An 18,258-nucleotide genomic window follows, 5' to 3' on the forward strand; every position below is an offset into this window, starting at 1 on the left:
AGCATTCGAGCCTGGGCTACCTGTCGCCTGTTCAGTTCATGGAGAAGTGGCTCGGCAGCCAGGATCAGGAAAAACAGGTAGCATGAACCCCACCCTTTGGAAGACGAAATACCGAGGGAACCTCACGATGATTTCCAGGTTTTCACGTGTATTGTGGCGGAAGGTTTCGGCGACACCGACAAGCACCTCATCGCCCGCATCGTGGCCATGCGTATCGTTGACCGCTTTGAAACGGTCAACGTCGAATAGAATCAGAGCAAAACGCGCCCCGCCGCGCTGCATTCGTCCAAAAGCTTCGTCACAGCGACGGCTGAAATGGCGGCGATTGTACAGTTTGGTCAGAAAATCGGTGATCGCTTCCTGCTCGAGCCTTGCGTTGAGCTCCTGCAACTGCCGATAAGCCGCTTCCTTTTCCCCTTCGATCAAAAGCCGCCATGTTTCCGCTTCGAAACGGTGAGCGCAGATTTGCGCGATTTCCTGTAACACTTTCGCTTGTGCCGGCGTTGAAATCGGCCGCGAGGAAATGATCGCGTAGTGCCCGATCATCTCACCGCAACGGCTCCACAGAGGAATACCTATGTAGCTTTCAAACGTTGTTCCCTTCTCGGCCGGAAAGGTACAGCAGACATCGCCCGCGACCACCACGGGGGCCCCTGCGAACACCATTTCGCACGGCGTTCCGACCAGATCGAAATCAAAGCTGTCAAGATGACGACCTTCCTGCCACGCGGCGAGCACCCGCACGCGGGTGGGCGGATTGTCGAGTGCCCGAGTCACGAAAACCATATCCGCATCAAATAGTTTTCCCACTGCCTCGACCATTCTTGTAAAAAAATCATCGCCCAGGTAAGGCGCGGTGATTTCCACCAAGCGTTTCAGAATGGTATAGGCATCGCCTTCCTCGATCATGTTCTGTCCCTTTGAACAATATCAGCAAACGAACGCATCCGAATCCGAGCGTCGCCGCGACGCAACCAAATTGGCCCGTCACAACGATGGGGGTGAACCGCCCATACAGCATACCCCGATACACAAGTCCAAGCCTTACCACTTCCCAGGTATCAGGCACCCTCAAAGCTTCTTTTTTCCATGGGAGCATTCACGCATGCCTGCTGAAGCGTCTTCGTGTAAGCCATTGACTTTCTTGGGTGTGCCGAGTTGCGTATGGGAATGCCCTTGCCGGGCCTCGTTACTCGGAGGTGATCGCAGCGTGGGCCCCAGGACATTTGCCCGGAGGTTTTCACGCCAAGCGGCGCGTTTGCGCTTCATACACAAGCTATAGTCGGTCTTGTCGGCTGTGTCAAGGAGGGGGTGCCCCTGTAGGGAACAAGTCATCTGCCCGATTTTGTAGCAAAAGATCTGTCCGGCTTATGATGCTCCAAAGGAGGAGCAAGATGAGGTGGATGCGCCTTCCTGCACGATGTGGAAGCGGGCTCGTGCCAATTTGTGTGCCAGCGCCTTGGTCGCCACCACGTTGCTGGTTCTGGCCTTCTTGCGTTCGTGAAAGCGTTTGGCTTCGGCATTGAAGCGTCCTATCGTCCGGTTTCCAGCATCGCGGCCAGAATGCGGCCGATGCCGGGAACGCTGGCCAGCAAGCGCAGTCGGATCGTTCTCCGAACTTTTCCTGCAGACGCTTTTCCAGCCGTTCGATTTGCGCGCGCTTCCTGCAAGCTATCGACCAGCCAGTACCAATCTTAGGTGAATTCCACCACCACGCTCGCCAGGGCAGCAAGGACGCGACAGTCTTCGATAGGTCATTCGGCAACCGTTTCTCCGTCACCACCCGCTCTCTTTCGTCCGTCACCGTCACGACGCTGTCGCTTGAATGCCGGTCAATTCCTCTGTATTCCCTGTCCGGTCTCTGGTGGTTTAAGCAAGTTTGCAAACCTTATTTTAGCCCCACCACCTCCTCGGTAGCGGGGTGCCGGCCAGAGGATTTTCAGGTCGAATTGGTTTTGGGCAACGTCGGCGTCAGGTGCGGGCTCTTGCCTGCGGCCAGGAACCGAAAACAACGCTCTTTCCAATGCCATTGCCAACGAACTGGCCGCCCGACCTCCCCTTCCTCACCTTCGCCACCTTTGTTTTCACCCCGCCTCCGGTTTCGGAAACCGGCGCGTCGGTTTACACACTCGCGCCGCCCGAGCGCCTCGCAACCCGTCTCTAAGGAGGAGTTGACGGTGCACGGAACGCGATTTTCCGAGGGGTGCTCAACCGCCGCTGGCGGACGGCATTCGGGGAGTCTCAGTTGCCAAACCAAACCGGATTAGAGCTTTTCCCTCATACCGGAATCAACACGCCGCCCTGGTCCTTGAGCGCACCGCCGCGGATCAGGTCTCTGACCAGCCAGTGGGCGAGGAAGTCGTTGCTGTGCTGGAGGTAGCGCGCGTTGACACTCTGGCAGAAGCTGAGGCCGGCGAGGAATTCCGGCAGCTCGGCGCGCGCTAGCTGGCGCCTTTCCAGCAGGGCAAAGACCAGGATGACCTTCAGCGCGTGGCGGGCGAGCAGTTCGACGTCCTGCTCGAAAGCGGCAAGCTTCCGATAGGCGCGTTCGAAGGCGTCGTCGACCTCGACGAAGGGCGCACCGTGGCCGGGGATCACCAGGTCGACCGGCAGACGGGCCAGCTGGTCGAGCGTTTCGTGCGCCGCTTTCAGGCCGCCGGCATCCTCGGGATGGCCCAGCAGTTCCGAGAAAATGACACCGAAACCGTTGCGCCAAAGCGCGTCGCCCGAGATCAGCAGGCGTCGTTCGGAGTTGTAGAAGGCCAGCGCGTCCATGTCGTGACCCGGCACGGCGATGGTCCGCCAGTGGAGTCCGCCGAGCTCGATTTCGTCGCCGGCGGCGATCGTCGCATCATGCCGGAAGCGCGTTGCCGACTGACCGAGCGGCGAGAGGAGGAGGGCTTCTTCGTTCCACTCGGCGATCGTCGCGTCGATACCCACGGGAACGATCACCCGGCAGCCGAAAGCCGCCGCCACGGCGGCGTTGCCGCCGATGTGGTCGGAATGCGAATGCGTGTTGAGGAGTCTCGTCAGCCGGCGGCCGTCGAGCGCGTGTTCGAGCAGGGCGACCGTCTGGCCGGCGTGCGTCACGTAACCACTATCGATCAGCGCGGCTTGATCTGCTTCGAAGAAAACGATGTTGTTGGACGACAGCCAGCCGCGTTCTAGAACCAGCAGATTGGCGGGCAGCATCAGCCCGGGCCCGGCGCATTGTCGTTGTCTTCCGCGTCGGGCAGGCGCCGCGGGCGGACGTTCTCGGCGACCATCTCCGGCGTCGTCGCGGCTACCGGCGGCGGCGGCCGGCCACAGCCGAGGCAGTAGCCGGAATCGGGGTCGGCCATGCAGATGCCAACGCAAAGATAGTCGTCGTCGCTGGTCGCCATGTTCAACGCCCGCACTGTCCCCGGAACTCTCCGCCCGAGGCGCAGCCGAGCGGGTCGTGGTCGCGGCGACGGCGCTCGACGGCAAGCAGGATCTGCCACCGGCGATCGTTCGACGAGCCGCTCCAGGCGGCAATTTCTTCGATCGTGCGAAAGCAGCCGCGGCAGAAACCCGTGTCGTCGTCCATCCGGCAGATGTTGATGCACGGTGAGGCGACGGCTGGCATCATGAGGAACTCCCTGCACTGGCGGTCATCGTTTTCCTAACGGATCATTTTCGCGGCGAGCAGCGCGCGTGCCGCTTTCGAAGCCGGTTCGCGGGCCAGGTGGCGCGAGATGAACTCTCCGGCGGCGAGCAGCTTGTCCATCTCGACGCCGGTTTCGATGCCGAGGCCCTGCAGCAGAAAGACAACGTCTTCGCTCGCCACGTTCCCGGTGGCGCCAATCGCATAGGGACAGCCGCCGAGCCCGGCGATCGAGCTGTCGAAGACCGTCATGCCCAGTTCGAGCGAGGCGTAGATGTTGGCAATCGCCATGCCATAGGTGTCATGGTAGTGACCGGCCAGCCGTTCGATCGGCACCACCGCGGCACAAGCCTCGATCATCCTCTGCACCGAGGCTGGCGTGCCGGCGCCGATGGTGTCGCCGAGCGAGACTTCGTAGCACCCCATGTCGTGCAGTTGCCGCGCTACCCGGGCGACCGCCGCCGGGTCGACAGCACCTTCGTACGGGCAGGCAACGACGCAGGAGACATAAGCACGCACTTTCAGATCGAGCGCGCTGGCGGCATCGAGCACGGCGGCGAAGCGCTTCAAGCTCTCGTCGATACGGCAGTTGATGTTTTTTTGCGAAAACGTCTCCGAAGCGGCGGCGAAAATCGCCACCTCCTGCGCGCCGGCCTCGACGGCCGCGTCGAAACCCTTGAGGTTGGGCGTCAACACCGGGTAGGAAACTCCCGGCCGCCGTCTCGGGCTGGCCAGGACGGCGCGCAGCACTTCGCTGTGGTCGCTCATCTGCGGTACCCAGTGCGGCGAGACGAAGGACGTCGTCTCGATGGCTGACAGGCCGGTTTCGCTCAGACGCTCGACGAGTTCGATCTTGACGGCTGCCGGCACGATCTGCTTTTCGTTCTGCAAGCCGTCGCGCGGACCGACTTCGACCAGCTTCACCCGTTTCGGCAGCCTCATCGCCCGCCCTCGATCTCGAAGTCGACGAGTTGCGCTCCGTCGGCGACCTGATCGCCGGCCGCATAGCAAAAGGCTCTGACGCGCCCGTTCTTCGGCGCGGTGATCGTATGTTCCATCTTCATCGCTTCGAGAATCAGGAGTGGGGCCCCCTTGTCGACCTGCTGGCCGACGGCCGCCAGCAAGGCGACCACCTTGCCCGGCATCGGCGCCGTCAAACCGCCGCCCTGCGCTCCACCGGCTTCGACCAGATGCAGCGGATCGTCGCGCAGGATGACGTAGTTGGTGCCGTTGAGGAAGACGTGCCGCTTCTGCTCCTGCTTTTCGGTTACCGCGACGACGCTGGCAACCAGGCGGCGATCGTCGAGCTCGACCGCGACCTGCCCGGAAAACGGGCCACTGTCGAGAATCCGGCCACGCGCCAGCACCGATTCGCCGCCCAGCGTCAGCCGCCAACCGTCGGCTTCGTAGGCCACGGTGACCTCGTGTCGCGTTTCGCCGCTGCAATAAGTGAGCGTGCGCCGCGGCTGGATGTTCAGGCGCCAGCCGTCGTGCAGGCTCCAAGGCGACCACGGGTCGCCCGAACGGCCGGCCCGCGCGACGGCGGCGGCCTGCTCGCGCAGCAGGCCGGCAACGGCCGCGACGAAGAAGACACTGTTTGGCGGTGCGCTGCGCGCCGGAAACAGGAAGCCGCGGCTGCGCTCGATCAGGCCGGTGTCGAGCTCGGCATTGACGAACGCCGGGCAGGCGACGAGACGCGACAGAAATTCGATGTTGGTCGTCACACCGACGATTCGATAGTCGGCCAGCGCCTGCCGCATGCGCGCCAGCGCCGCGTTACGGTCCACGTCCCAGACGATCAGCTTGGCGATCATCGGGTCGTAGTAAGGAGTGATCTCATCGCCCTGCTCGATCCCCGTGTCGACCCGGACGTTGAGGCTTTCGGCCGGTCGCGCGAGATGCAGCAGGCGGCCGGTGGACGGCAGGAAATCCTGGTCGGGATTCTCGGCGTAGATGCGCGCCTCGAGCGCATGGCCGCGAATGTCGAGTTGCTCCTGGCGCAAGGGCAGCGGCTCCCCACCGGCGACGCGCAACTGCCATTCGACGAGATCCTGGCCGGTGATCATTTCGGTCACCGGATGCTCGACCTGCAGACGGGTGTTCATCTCCATGAAGTAGAAGCTGCCGTCCTCGGCAAAACTGTCGCCGGCAATAAATTCGACCGTGCCGGCGCCGACGTAACCGACCGCTCTCGCCGCATCGACCGCCGCCTGACCCATCGCCGCGCGCCGGGCCGGCGTCATGCCGGGAGCCGGCGCCTCTTCGAGCACTTTCTGGTGCCGGCGCTGTACCGAGCAATCGCGTTCGAAGAGGTAGACACAATGGCCCAGTGTGTCGGCAAAAACCTGTATCTCGATATGCCGCGAGCGGCGCAGATACTTCTCGATCAGTACCTGCTCGGAAGCGAAGGACGCCGCCGCTTCACGCTGGCACGAGGCGAGCGCGGCAGCGAAATCGTCGCTCCGCTCGACCAGGCGCATTCCTTTGCCGCCGCCGCCGGCGGCCGCCTTGATCAGTACGGGATAGCCGATCGCGTCGGCCTGGCGGTGCAGAAAGCCGGGCTCCTGGTCGTCGCCGTGGTAACCCGGCGTCAGGGGAACGCCGGCCGCGGCCATCAGCCTTTTCGCCGCCGACTTCGAACCCATGGCACGGATCGCCGCCGCCGGCGGACCGATGAAGACGATTCCAGAGATGGCGCAGGCGTCGGCGAACTGGTCGTTCTCGGAAAGAAAGCCATAGCCCGGATGGATGGCCTGCGCTCCGGTCCGCCGCGCGGCATCGAGAATCCGCTCACCAAGCAGATAGGATTCGCGGGCCGCGGCCGGGCCGATGCACACGGCTTCGTCGGCCAATCGGACGTGGCGGGCATTGTCGTCGGCTTCCGAATAGACGGCGACGGTGCGCACCCCCAGGCGGCGCGCCGTGCGAATGACCCGGCAAGCGATCTCGCCGCGGTTGGCAATCAGAATCTTGCTAAACATTCCGCCACCTTTCAATCGGCCAAGCGCCGAAATCTTCCCTCATTCGCGAAGCCAGTTCGGCGACCGCTTTTCGAGAAAAGCGGCCAGCCCTTCTCGGCCCTCGGGGCTGGCCCGGACGCGAGTGATGCGTTGCACCGTTTCTTCGATCGTCTGCGCGTCGATCGGCTGACCGGTGACGACGCGAATCAGCTCCTTGCACTCCGCTTGTGCCTGCGGGCCGTTGGCCAGCAGACTCTCGAGAATTTCGGCGATGGCTTCGTCGAGTTGCTCCTCGCCGGGAACGAGTTCGTGCAGCAGCCCGATCCGGTACGCCTCGGCTGCCGAGAAGCGCTCGGCGGTGAGCATGTAGCGCCGGCAGTAGCGCTCGCCGATGGCGGCCAGCACGTAAGGGCTGATCACCGCCGGCACGATACCGAGTTTGACTTCGCTGAGCGTGAACACGGCGTCGTAGGTTCCGACCGCAATGTCGCAGGCGGCGACCAGCCCGACGCCACCGCCGTAGGCGGCACCCTGGACGCGGGCAATCGTCGGCTTGGCGAGGTCGTTGAGCGTCGACAGCAGCGTCGCCAGGCGGTGGGCGTCACGCAGGTTCTCTTCCGCGCCGTAGTCGGCGGCACGTTGCATCCAGTGGACATCGGCACCGGCGCAGAAGCTCTTACCGGTCGACGAGAGAACGACCGCGCGGACACGCGGGTCCGCTTCGAACTCGCGCAGGCCGGCGGTGATCTCGGCGATCAGCTGCTCGTCGAAGGCGTTGTGGCGCTTGGCCTTGTTGAGCGTCAGTATGCCGACGTTGCCGTCGATTTCGGTGACGATCGATTGATATTCGCGCATCGTTGTCCCTTACATCCGGAAGATGCCGAACTTCGTCGGCTCGGCATCGGCATTGAACGCCGCTGACAGGCCGAGGCCAACCACCCGGCGCGTATCGGCGGGGTCGATCACCCCGTCGTCCCAGAGACGGGCGCTGGCGTAGTAGGGGTGGCCCTGCCTCTCGTACTGCTCGCGTATCGGCGCCTTGAACGCCTCTTCGTCGTCGCTGCTCCACGTCCTACCGGCCGCTTCGAGTCCGTCGCGGCGTACCGTCGCCAGCACGTTCGCGGCCTGTTCGCCACCCATCACCGAGATTCGCGCGTTCGGCCACATCCACAGGAAGCGCGGCGCATAGGCGCGGCCGCACATGCCGTAGTTGCCAGCCCCGAAGGAGCCTCCGATGACGACTGTGAACTTGGGCACCCTGGCGCAGGCGACGGCGGTGACCATTTTCGCACCGTCGCGGGCGATGCCGCCGTTCTCGTATTTGCGGCCGACCATGAAACCGGTGATGTTCTGCAGAAAGAGCAGCGGTATGCCGCGTTGTGCGCACAGCTCGACGAAATGCGCCGCCTTGAGCGACGATTCCGAGAAGAGTATGCCATTGTTGGCGACGATGCCGAGCGGATAACCCCAGAGGCGGGCGAAGCCGCAGACGATAGTCGTCCCGTAGCGCGCCTTGAACTCGTCGAATTCAGAACCGTCGACCAGGCGTGCGATGATCTCGCGTACGTCGAAAGGTTTTTTCGTATCGGTCGGAATCACGCCATACAGCTCGTCGGCCGGATAGAGCGGCGGCTGCGGTTCGCCGAGGCTCAACGGTGGCCGCTTGCGCCAGTTGAGGTTGGCGACGATGCGCCGCGCGATCGCCAGGGCATGCGCATCGTTTTCGGCGTAGTGATCGGCGACTCCCGAAATGCGTGTATGGACGTCGGCGCCGCCGAGGTCTTCCGCGCTCACCACCTCGCCGGTTGCCGCTTTGACCAGCGGCGGCCCACCGAGAAAGATCGTCCCCTGCTCCTTGACGATGATCGATTCGTCGGACATGGCCGGCACGTAGGCGCCGCCGGCGGTGCAGGAGCCCATCACGGCGGCGATCTGCGGGATGCCGGCGGCCGAAAGGTTGGCCTGGTTGTAGAAAATGCGGCCGAAATGCTCCTTGTCGGGAAACACCTCGTCCTGCATCGGCAGAAAAGCACCGCCCGAGTCGACCAGGTAGAGGCACGGCAAGCGGTTTTCGCCGGCGATCTCCTGTGCCCGCAAGTGTTTCTTGACCGTCAGCGGGTAATAGGTGCCGCCTTTCACCGTCGCGTCGTTGGCGACGATCATGCACTCGACGCCACCGCCGCGGCCGATGCCGGTGATCAGCGAAGCGGCGGGCACCTCGAACGGCGTCGCCTCACCGTACATCCCGTAGGCAGCAAGCTGCGACAGCTCGAGGAAGGACGAACCCGGATCGATCAGCGCATCGACTCGCTCGCGGGGCAGAAGCTTGCCGCGCGCGAGGTGTTTTTGCCGTGCTCCCTCGGGACCGCCGAGAGCGATCGTCGCCACCGTCGCGCGCAAGTCGGCGACGACCTTCGCCATGGCCGCGGCGTTGGCCTGGAATTCGGCGCTGCGCGCGTTGAGCTGGGTCTGCAGGATGGGCATCAGAAACCTCCGGAAGCCAGCCAACGCTCGATCTGTGGCAGGCGATCGACACCGAAGAAAGGCTCGCCGTCGACGATGACGTAAGGTGAGCCGAAGACGCCCTTGCCGATCGCCTCGTCACACTCCGCCTTCAGTCGTTCCTTGAGCGCCGGCCCGTCGAGCGCTGCGGCAAGCGCGGCGCGGTCGGCACCGTGGCGGACGGCGAGTTCGAGCACGATATCGATGTCGGAAACGTCGCGCCCGTCGCGGAAGAAGGCGCGGTAGATGCTGTGGGCGAAGGCTCTTGCCATTTCGTCACTCTGGTCGTGCAAGCAGTAGAAGCTGCGTGCCGCCTGGATGGTGTTGAGCGGGAAAGTCGGCGGATGGATATAGGGGAGGTTCAGGAAGCGCGCCGAACGCGAGAAATCCCGCAGCGAATACTCGCCCTTGAGCGGCACCATGGTCAATGGCACACCGCCGGTCTGCCGAAAAACGGCGCCGAGCAGGATCGGTCGCCAGCTGACCTGACGTCCATGGCGCGCCGCGAGGTCGTCTATCGTCTCGGAGGCCAGATAGCCGTAAGGCGACGAGAAGTCGAAATAGAAGTCGATTGGCTGTGACATGCTGTCATTCTCCCGATGTTTCTTCGGCGCCTCCCGGCCAGGGATCGTCCGCACTCGTCAATCGCGTCCCGTCTTTGTGCGCACTACCACGACCAATGATGCTTCCTGACGCCGAGGCGATGATTGATCGGCGATCTGTCTGACGGCCGAGGCGCGGCGCGGAGCAGGTGGTCCAGTTGACGCCGTCGCATCAGGGACAGGAACTCCTCATCGAGAAAACCGACGCGATAGGCGTGCTGCGAGAGGTCGATATCGCCGAAAGCGTTGACCTCGAGTATCTTCGGACCATCCTCGCAGAGTGCGATATCCCATCCTGGGCAGATGAATCCGGGAAACGCCTTGTGCGCATTCTGGACGAGCTTCAGCACTTCGTCCCAGTACGGGAGCTGGAAGCCGACGATCTCGCTGCCCGTCCGCGGGTGTCGCGGATTCTCCACCTGACGGAGCCCGGTGCCGGCAATGGCACGCACCACTTGGCCCGTCGCGATGTCGACCGCGGCGAGCATGTTGCCACTCGCTCCGTGCTCGAAGTTGTCCGAATCCTTGACGCCGACGTTGATCTTGAAAATGGCCTTGATGACCCGGGTGTCGCGGTCTGACAGAAAGGAGTGAATGCGCAGGCCCGAGACTTTCTCCGACTGCGTCAGCGTGCGAATCGCCGGGTGCGGGACGAGCGGCTGCTGCAGAATCCAGCCCAGCGTCCGTCCGTCATCGAGCGTCCGGCAGAAGTCGGCGATCGGTTCCGACGAAGCATTGCCCAGGACGACATGGCTGCCGTCGCATCGCTGAACGAGCATGTTGCCCCGCCCGTAGGCGCCAAACGCACGCTTGATATAAACCGGCAGTGCCTCGGGGCGCCGCAGATAGGCTTCCAGTTCGTCGGCGTTGGCGATCGACGGCGCGGAATCCGGTCGCGCCGCACGATAGGTCGCGCGCACTTCGGGGATCGGGATGCCGTGACCCTTGAGCACCGCATACATCGTGATCTTGTCGAGACTCAGGAACTTCGAATAGTCGTCGATCAGAATCTCTTCGAGAACGCCTTGCGTCCGTTGCCCGCCGAAGCGCGCCTTGGCGGCGGCGTCGAGATCGTCGCGATACAGCTGGAAGTCGAGGTACTCCGAAAGGCCGAGGCGCGTCGGCGACAGGCGAAGCGTCAGCGCCTCGCGCAGGAGACTGGCCAGCGACCGGCCGGACGCCGCAGCTGCCTGAGTGAAGTCATTTAGAAGACGCATGGTCGCGGAGTTCCAATCGAGGGTTGGGGGACGAATCGCCAGGCCGATGGATGTCCCGGTTTCATCGGAGTTTCCTTACGGCCACGGCGGGCGACGAAGCGTCCGCCGTAGCCGTTGGTCTGTCGGGCGGCAACAAGGCTGGATCAGACCTCGGAGGCGGCTGGCGCCTGGCGCCACAGCACCATCTGCGTACACCGGAAGAGCGCCAGTCGCCGGCCATCCTCGCTGCTGACTTCGGCATCCCAAACCTGCGTCGTCCGCCCGCTGTGCACCGCACTCGCGGTGCACAGCAGCAGCCCTTCGGTCACGGTACCGAGGAAATTGCTTTTCAACTCGATGGTCGTAAAGCTATCCGCACCGTCCGGCAAGTGGGCGATCGTCGCATAGCCGGCAGACGTGTCGGCCAGGGCGACGATCGACGCCGCATGCAGGAAGCCGTTCGGGGCCAGCATCTCGGGCCGGATCGGCAGGCGCGCCGACAGCCGGCCGGGCGCCATGCCGGTGATTTCTATCCCGAACCAGCCGGGCAGGAAACCGGGGGCTCGGGAGTTCAGCGAGGCGACGCTGACTTCGGGACGCAGACGGTGGCGACTCATGCTAGTCGCCGGCCACAGCACGGCCGATCACCAGCCGCTGGATATCGTTGGCTCCCTCGTAGATCTGGCAGACGCGCACATCGCGATAAATCCGCTCGACCGGAAAGTCGCTCACGTAGCCATAGCCACCGAGAATCTGAATCGCGTCCGAACAGACCTTCTCCGCCATTTCCGAAGCGAACATCTTGGCCATTGACGCTTCCTTCAGGCAGGGTTTGCCGGCATCCTTGAAGGTCGCCGCGCGCCAGACCAGGAGACGAGCGGCGTCGATCTGCGTCGCCATATCGGCCAGGCGGAAGCTCACCGCCTGATGTTCGATGATCGGCTTGCCGAAAGTAACGCGCTCTTTGGCGTACTGCACTGCCGCATCGAAAGCGGCGCGCGCCATGCCGACCGACTGGGCCGCGATACCGATGCGGCCCGCTTCGAGGTTCGAGAGTGCGATGCGGTAGCCGTCGCCTTCGCGGCCGAGCAGGCAGGAAGCCGGAATACGGCAGTTCTCGAACAGGATCTGTGCGGTATCCGAAGCGCGCTGGCCCATCTTCTCCTCGATGCGGGCGACGACGTAGCCGGGAGTATCGGTTGGCACCAGGAAACAGGAAATGCCTTTCTTGCCCGCCGCCTTGTCGGTCACGGCGAAGACGATCGCCACCTGCGCGTACTTGCCGGTAGTGATGAACTGCTTGACGCCATTGAGGACGAAGTCGTCGCCGTCGCGCTCGGCGCGCGTGCTGATGGCCGCCGCATCGGAGCCGGTATGCGGCTCGGTCAGGCAGAAGCAGCCGAGCATTTCGCCGCGCGCCAGAGGCTTGAGCCACTTTTCCTTCTGCTCGTCGCTGCCGTACTTCATCGTGATGCCGCAAGCGAGCGAATTCTGTACGCTGACGATGGTCGACGTCGCACCGTCGCCAGCCGCGATTTCTTCGATTACCAGGACGAGCGACAGGTAGTCCATGCCGGCGCCGCCCCACTGCTCGGGGACGACCATGCCGAGCGCACCGAGTTCGCCGAGTTCGCGCAGCGCTTCGGCTGGAAAAGTATGATGACGATCCCATTCCGCCGCAAAAGGTGCCAGGCGTTCCTGCGCAAAAACACGCAGCGAGTCGCGGATCATTTCCTGTTCCTGTGTCAGAATCATGCGGTTTTCTCCTTGTTTTCCCGGCCGGCCACAAGTCGCGCACCGGCTTGATTGGTGATGACGACACCGACGATGACCAGTGCCCCGCCGGCGAGCACCACCGCGCCGAGGCGCTCGCCGAGCAGCAGCGCACCGAGTCCGACGGCACTCAGCGGAACGAGGTTGATGAACGCCGCCGAACGTGTGGCGCCGATTCGCTGCACGGCTTCAGCGTACCAGGTAAACGCGAGCGCCGTGCCGAAGAGCCCGAGGAAGACGATCGCACTCCAGCCGTACCAGGTCGTTTCCGCCATCGAGAACAGCGATCCCTGCAGCCAGGCGGCCAGCGTCAGCATCAAGCAGCCGGTGAAACTGGCGCCGAAAGTCATTGCCAGCGGCGACAGCGAGCGGGTTCCGCGCCGTCCGACGAAGGTGTAGACCGCCCACAACAGGCTGCAGCCGATGACCAGCCATTCGCCGAGACCGATCTGGCCACCGAGCAACTGACGTGGATCGCCGTTGGTCACCACCAGCAGGCAGCCGACCATCGCCAGCCCGATACCGGTCGCTTTGGCCGACGACATCGGGGCGCCAAAGAACAGCCAGTCGCCGGCCGCGATGATGGCCGGCGTCAGCGCGACGACCAGCGCGCCGCGCCCGGCTTCGATCATCGTCAAGCCATACAGGAAACACAGGTTGTAAAGAAAGATCCCGCTCGCCCCCATCGCGGCGAGTGTCAGCCACTCGTCGAGCGACCAGCGCGGCCAGCCCTCACGGATGACGACGAGCGCGCCGAGCACCAGCGCCGCCAACAGGAAGCGCCAACTGGCGACCGCCAGAGGCGACGCCTGGCTGACCGCGACGCGGCCGGCGATCCACGTCGCGCCCCAGACCAGCGCGGTGGCCAACAGCCTGCCGTAGGTTGCCGGAGAGGCGGCTGCCACCGGTCCTTCGTTCATAGGAAAACGGCCGCGTTGATGCCGCCGGAATGGGTCATGGCTTTCGGCAGCACCGGCAGTCCGGATCCTGGCGGATAGGGCGCGCTCAACCCTGCAACGCCTCGAGCGCCGCGACATAGCGTGGCAGCAGATCTTCCCGGCGATGCACGGTGAACCCGAGGTCGCGCATCAGGCCATCCTTCAGGCCGTAGATCCAGCCATGCACCGTGACTTCCTGGCCACGCTCCCAGGCGTCCTGAACGACGAAGGTCTGGCAGACATTGGCCACCTGTTCGAGGACATTGAGTTCGCACAGACGATCGTGCCGCTTCTCCGGCGGCAAGGCGCCGACCAGTGCCACGTGCTTGTCGTGCACGTCGCGCACGTGGCGCAGCCAGATGTCGACCAGGCCGATGCGGTCGCGATCGAGCGCCGCCTTGACGCCTCCGCAGCCATAGTGACCGACCACCATGACATGCCTGACCTTGAGGGCGTCGATCGCGAACTGGATGACCGACAGGCAGTTGAGGTCGGTGTGTACCACGACGTTGGCGACATTGCGATGCACGAAAAGCTCTCCCGGCAGCAGGCCGACGATCTCGTTGGCCGGCACCCGCGAGTCCGAGCAGCCAATCCACAGGTACTGTGGTGCCTGCAGGCGCGACAGCTTGAGAAAGTAGTCCGGATTGATCTCCTGCATGCGGCTCGACCAGGCACGGTTGAAGTCGAACAGGTGGAAGAGGTTTTCTTTGGCGACCTCCTCTTCCGACCAGTTTTCGAGATCGAGAGCGAGGAACATCGTTCCCTCGAGTGGCGTCTGGTAATAGGCCGGTGCTTCGACGAAACCCATTTCGCGGTACAGGCGCACCGCAAAGCGCATCACCGGCAGCGTGTCGAGCAGCAGCTTGCGGTAGCCGATCGCCTTGGCCGCCCGAATCGCCGCCAGCACGAGATCCCGGCCAATCCCGAAGCCGCGCTGACCGGGTTCGACGTAGAGCCGTTTCATTTCGCAAAGGCCGGTGGAGAAGGCACGAATGCCGACGCAACCGGCCGGCCGGCCATTGATTTCGGCATAAAAGAGGCGGCCACCCGGTGGCGAATAGGCGCCCGGCAAGGTCGCCATTTCTTCGTCGAAACCCTGAAAGCACAGGTCGACGCCGAGCCAGGCGGCGTAGTTGCGGAAAAACTGGCGGACGTTGGCGATCTGCTCAGTATCGTCGGCGGTCAGCGTTCGTAGCGTGATGGTGGTCATGATTCTCTATCGCAGCTTGGGAAGAACGATCGTAGGGCACGGAAAATGGCTGGGTCAGACGCTTCCTGGCCGGTTACAGCGTTTCGGCAAACAGTTCGCGTCCGATCAGCATGCGGCGGATTTCGGACGTTCCGGCACCGATCTCGTAGAGTTTGGCGTCGCGCCACAGGCGACCCGCCGGGTATTCGTTGACGTAGCCGTTGCCACCAAGCGCCTGAATCGCTTCTCCCGCCATCCAGGTCGCCTTCTCGGCCGCGTACAGGATCGCTCCGGCGGCGTCCTTGCGCGTCGTCTCGCCGCGGTCGCACGCCTGGCCGACGGCGTAGACATAGGCACGACAGACGTTGAAAGTGGTATACATGTCGGCCAGCTTGCCCTGCATCAACTGGAACTCGCCGATCGCCTGTCCGAATTGCCGGCGGTCATGGACGTAGGGCAGCACCAGATCCATCGCCGCCGCCATGATGCCGAGCGGGCCACCGGCCAGCACCGCGCGCTCATAGTCGAGGCCGCTCATCAGGACGCGCACGCCGCCGTCGATCCGGCCGAGGACGTTGTCGGCCGGCACTTCGCAGTCGTCGAAGAACAGCGGATAGGTGTTCGAACCGCGCATGCCGAGCTTGTCGAGCTTGGAACCACAGGAAAATCCCGTCATTCCCTTTTCGATGAGGAAAGCGGTGATTCCCTGGGGACCGGCGTCGAGGTTGGTCTTCGCATAGACCACCAGGGTATCGGCGTCGCCGCCGTTGGTGATCCACATCTTTCCGCCGTTGAGGACGAAGCGATCTCCCTTGCGCTCGGCGGCGAGCTTCATGCCGACGACGTCGGAACCGGCATTCGCTTCCGACATGGCAAGCGCGCCGACGTGCTCGCCGGAAATCAGCTTCGGCAGGTATCTCGCCTTCTGCGCCGGCGTACCGTTGCGACGAATCTGATTGACGCAGAGGTTGGAGTGGGCACCATACGACAGCGCAACGCTCGCCGAGGCACGCGAAATTTCCTCCATGGCGACAATGTGTGCCAGATAGCCCAGTCCGCTGCCGCCATACTCCTCCTCGATCGTAATGCCGAGCAGGCCCATGGCACCAAGCTTGCGCCACAAATCGGCGGGAAACAGGTTGTCGCGATCGATGGCTTCGGCGCGCGGCGCGATTTCGTCGGCGGCAAAAGCGCGCACGCTGGCGCGCAGCATGTCGATCGTCTCGCCATGGGCAAAGTTGAGGCTCGGGTACTCCATCTCGGTCGCTCCTTGGGCTAGTTACAGGGCTTTTTCCTTCTTGCCGTGCACCGCCATAATCGTTTGCTGCATCAGCGCGCACAGGTTCTTCTTGCCATGATTGATGGCGAACACTTCGGCCCGCGTGACGATCAGCGTTCGCCCGTAACGGACCACCGATCCTTCGGCAATCAGCAACTGGCCTTCGGCGGGTGCCACCAGGTTGAGCTTGTATTCGACGGTCAGCACCCCGGTTTCGTGCCCCGTCAGCGTACTGGCGGCGTAGCCGGCCGCCGAATCGGCGATCATGCCGACCACTCCACCGTGAATGAAACCATGCTGCTGCGTGATCTCGGCCTTGTGCGGCAGATGGATTTCGGTATAGCCAGCCTCGATCACCGGCATGCGGGCGCCGATCAGCGTCATCGCCTGCTGCCGAGAGAAGCTGGCGCGGACGCGTTCGGCGAAATGAGGGTCTTGCGCTTTGTGCATGGGCGACATTTAAATTGACGTTGACGTAAACGTCAACTGTTTTTTCCCGCCCGCAGTCCACTTTCCGCCTCGGCGGCACCGTTTGCCGCGCGTGCCAGCAGCAGTTGCCGACATTGCTCCTCGAACGCACAGACTTCTTGCAACAAGGCCTCGATGTCCTCGCGCTGCTGCAGCAGTGCCGCCTTGCGCTGCTGCAGGCCGCTGAGAAAACCGGCCAACTGCGTGTTCTTGTCGTGTGCCGTATCGTACATGCCGATCAGGTAGGCGATTTCGGCCAGACTGAAGCCCAGCCGCTTGCCGCGCAAGGCGAGTTTCAAACGCGTTCGGTCGCGACGTGTGAAAACTCGCGTCCGTCCTTCGCGGCGCGGCGACAGCAGTCCGCGATCCTCGTAGAAGCGAATCGTGCGCGGCGTGATGTTGAACTCTTTCGCCAGATCGGAAATGCTGAAGGTCGTATTGGGCTGTTCCACCGCAGAACGGTTCCGGGTTGGATCGCATGTACAATGGCGCGCTCCGGAGGCAGCGGGCAAACCCATCCCTCCGGGCCGGCAAGTTTATCGCTTCCTGGCTTTTTTACAATCCAACGCGGCAACCGCTCTTCGACCATTTGCCACCCGATGCTTCCCGATTACCCATTTGGCGTGCCACCTGCCGCCGGCGAAACTTTGCAGGTCTCTCCCGGCGTTTACTGGTTGCGCATGCCGCTCCCTTTTGCCCTGAACCACATCAATCTCTGGTTGTTGGCAGACGGTGACGACTGGGTGATCGTCGACACCGGCTTCGCGCTCGATACGGTCAAGGATTGCTGGCGGCAGATCCTGGGCCGGCTGGCGGCACCCGATGGACCGAGCGGGTCATTTTCGACCGGCAGCGCAAGGATCTCGCGCCTCATCGTTACCCATTTCCACCCTGACCACCTGGGTCTCGCGGCCTGGCTGCAGGAACTGACCGGCGCCCCTTTGTTGATGACGCTCGGCGAATACCTGACCGCGCACGCCGTCTGGCACGAGGTCGGAGGCCACGGCACGCAGGCGATGCTGCGGCAGTTCCGCGAGCACGGGCTGGACGCCGAACGCTGTACCGCGCTCGAGGGCCGCAGCGGCGGTTACAAGCGCGGCGTCCCCTGCCTTCCGACGCATTACCATCGCCTGCGGGCCGGCGACTGGTTGACGATCGGCGCGCATTGCTGGCAAGTCCGTGTCGGTTTTGGCCATTCGCCAGAGCACGCCGCGCTGTACAGTCCCGATCTCGGCGTGCTGATTTCGGGCGACATGCTGTTGCCGAAGATCTCGACCAATATCAGCGTCTTGGCCGTGACGCCGACGGCCGATTCGCTGGCCGACTTTCTGCGATCGATCGACGGCTACCGCGAACTGCCGCCCGAGACGCTGGTGCTGCCTTCGCACGGCTTGCCGTTCTACGGCATCGGGAGCCGGGTGAAAGCCTTGCAAGCGCACCACGACGAACGCCTGCTGGCTCTCGAAGAGCACTGCGGGAAGCCGCGCAGCGCGGCCGAACTGCTGATGACGCTCTTTCCCCGCGACCTCGACACGCATCAGACGATGTTCGCGATGGGCGAGGCGATCGCGCATCTCAACCGGCTCGAACACGCCGGCCGCTTGCGTCGGGTCGACGACGGGAGCGGCGTGCTCCGCTTTGTCAGAACGCCGGCGGCAGAGGATGGCGCTGCCCGATCGCCGGGCAATCGGGCATGAGCGGGCCATCCGGCCGCCGCTCACCG

Annotated in this window: 18 protein-coding genes; 1 reads left to right on the forward strand and 17 read right to left on the reverse strand. The window is 63.6% G+C overall.

All coding sequences use genetic code 11. From position 1 onward, the window contains the following. Window positions 1-36 precede the first annotated feature (36 nt). From Q1M07_RS15230 to Q1M07_RS15310, 17 genes are all read right to left on the reverse strand, one after another. Window positions 37-909 carry a diguanylate cyclase gene (locus Q1M07_RS15230; protein ID WP_300454820.1) on the reverse strand — a complete coding sequence of 291 codons (873 nt, stop codon included), beginning with the start codon at window positions 907-909 and terminating at the stop codon, window positions 37-39. Between the two features lie 1,368 nt (window positions 910-2,277). Then, window positions 2,278-3,192 carry an MBL fold metallo-hydrolase gene (locus tag Q1M07_RS15235; RefSeq protein WP_300454822.1) on the reverse strand — a complete coding sequence of 305 codons (915 nt, stop codon included), beginning with the start codon at window positions 3,190-3,192 and terminating at the stop codon, window positions 2,278-2,280. After that, on the reverse strand, window positions 3,192-3,383 hold the full coding sequence (locus Q1M07_RS15240; RefSeq protein WP_300454824.1) for a DUF1289 domain-containing protein: 192 nt from the start codon (window positions 3,381-3,383) through the stop codon (window positions 3,192-3,194). Before Q1M07_RS15240 ends, Q1M07_RS15235 begins: the two co-directional genes overlap by 1 nt. Before the next feature lie 2 nt (window positions 3,384-3,385). After that, the gene (locus Q1M07_RS15245) at window positions 3,386-3,610 is read right to left on the reverse strand and encodes a DUF1289 domain-containing protein (protein WP_300454826.1); all 225 of its coding nucleotides are present in this window, start codon (window positions 3,608-3,610) and stop codon (window positions 3,386-3,388) included. A 33-nt stretch (window positions 3,611-3,643) separates the two neighbouring features. After that, window positions 3,644-4,567 carry a hydroxymethylglutaryl-CoA lyase gene (locus Q1M07_RS15250; protein ID WP_300454828.1) on the reverse strand — a complete coding sequence of 308 codons (924 nt, stop codon included), beginning with the start codon at window positions 4,565-4,567 and terminating at the stop codon, window positions 3,644-3,646. Beyond that, window positions 4,564-6,606 (reverse strand): acetyl/propionyl/methylcrotonyl-CoA carboxylase subunit alpha, encoded by a 2,043-nt coding sequence (locus Q1M07_RS15255; protein WP_300454830.1) that lies wholly within the window; start codon window positions 6,604-6,606, stop codon window positions 4,564-4,566. The genes Q1M07_RS15250 and Q1M07_RS15255 overlap by 4 nt, the downstream gene beginning before the upstream one ends. 39 nt (window positions 6,607-6,645) lie before the next feature. After that, a complete protein-coding gene (locus Q1M07_RS15260) occupies window positions 6,646-7,440 on the reverse strand; it encodes an enoyl-CoA hydratase/isomerase family protein (RefSeq protein WP_300454832.1) in 795 nt (264 codons plus the stop codon). A 9-nt stretch (window positions 7,441-7,449) separates the two neighbouring features. Next, window positions 7,450-9,069, reverse strand: a complete 1,620-nt coding sequence (locus tag Q1M07_RS15265; RefSeq protein WP_300454834.1) for a carboxyl transferase domain-containing protein — start codon at window positions 9,067-9,069, stop codon at window positions 7,450-7,452. After that, window positions 9,069-9,671 (reverse strand): 2-hydroxychromene-2-carboxylate isomerase, encoded by a 603-nt coding sequence (locus Q1M07_RS15270; protein WP_300454836.1) that lies wholly within the window; start codon window positions 9,669-9,671, stop codon window positions 9,069-9,071. The genes Q1M07_RS15265 and Q1M07_RS15270 overlap by 1 nt, the downstream gene beginning before the upstream one ends. Window positions 9,672-9,754: 83 nt before the next feature. Further along, window positions 9,755-10,906, reverse strand: coding sequence for a sugar-transfer associated ATP-grasp domain-containing protein (locus tag Q1M07_RS15275; RefSeq protein ID WP_300454838.1), 1,152 nt, complete (start codon window positions 10,904-10,906; stop codon window positions 9,755-9,757). Between the two features lie 143 nt (window positions 10,907-11,049). After that, entirely contained in the window at window positions 11,050-11,502 is a 453-nt protein-coding gene (locus Q1M07_RS15280; protein WP_300454841.1) for a PaaI family thioesterase, read from the reverse strand. Window position 11,503: 1 nt separating this feature from the next. Further along, on the reverse strand, window positions 11,504-12,640 hold the full coding sequence (locus Q1M07_RS15285) for an acyl-CoA dehydrogenase (protein ID WP_300454844.1): 1,137 nt from the start codon (window positions 12,638-12,640) through the stop codon (window positions 11,504-11,506). Next, window positions 12,637-13,563 carry a DMT family transporter gene (locus tag Q1M07_RS15290; protein WP_300454847.1) on the reverse strand — a complete coding sequence of 309 codons (927 nt, stop codon included), beginning with the start codon at window positions 13,561-13,563 and terminating at the stop codon, window positions 12,637-12,639. Before Q1M07_RS15290 ends, Q1M07_RS15285 begins: the two co-directional genes overlap by 4 nt. Before the next feature lie 100 nt (window positions 13,564-13,663). Further along, complete coding sequence (gene can / locus Q1M07_RS15295) at window positions 13,664-14,809, reverse strand: carbonate dehydratase (RefSeq protein ID WP_300454849.1); 1,146 nt, start codon at window positions 14,807-14,809, stop codon at window positions 13,664-13,666. A gap of 73 nt (window positions 14,810-14,882) precedes the next feature. Next, window positions 14,883-16,046 (reverse strand): isovaleryl-CoA dehydrogenase, encoded by a 1,164-nt coding sequence (locus Q1M07_RS15300; RefSeq protein WP_300454852.1) that lies wholly within the window; start codon window positions 16,044-16,046, stop codon window positions 14,883-14,885. Between the two features lie 21 nt (window positions 16,047-16,067). After that, complete coding sequence (locus Q1M07_RS15305; protein ID WP_300454855.1) at window positions 16,068-16,526, reverse strand: PaaI family thioesterase; 459 nt, start codon at window positions 16,524-16,526, stop codon at window positions 16,068-16,070. 23 nt (window positions 16,527-16,549) lie between these two features. Beyond that, window positions 16,550-16,987, reverse strand: coding sequence for a MerR family DNA-binding transcriptional regulator (locus Q1M07_RS15310; RefSeq protein WP_300454858.1), 438 nt, complete (start codon window positions 16,985-16,987; stop codon window positions 16,550-16,552). A gap of 147 nt (window positions 16,988-17,134) precedes the next feature. Here Q1M07_RS15310 and Q1M07_RS15315 point away from each other — a divergent pair, with 147 nt between their 5' ends. Continuing rightward, window positions 17,135-18,232: an MBL fold metallo-hydrolase gene (locus Q1M07_RS15315; protein WP_300454861.1), complete on the forward strand. Its 1,098-nt coding sequence runs from the start codon at window positions 17,135-17,137 to the stop codon at window positions 18,230-18,232. Window positions 18,233-18,258 lie beyond the last annotated feature (26 nt).

It is taken from the genome of Accumulibacter sp., from assembly GCF_029255285.1.
Classification (GTDB): domain Bacteria; phylum Pseudomonadota; class Gammaproteobacteria; order Burkholderiales; family Rhodocyclaceae; genus Accumulibacter.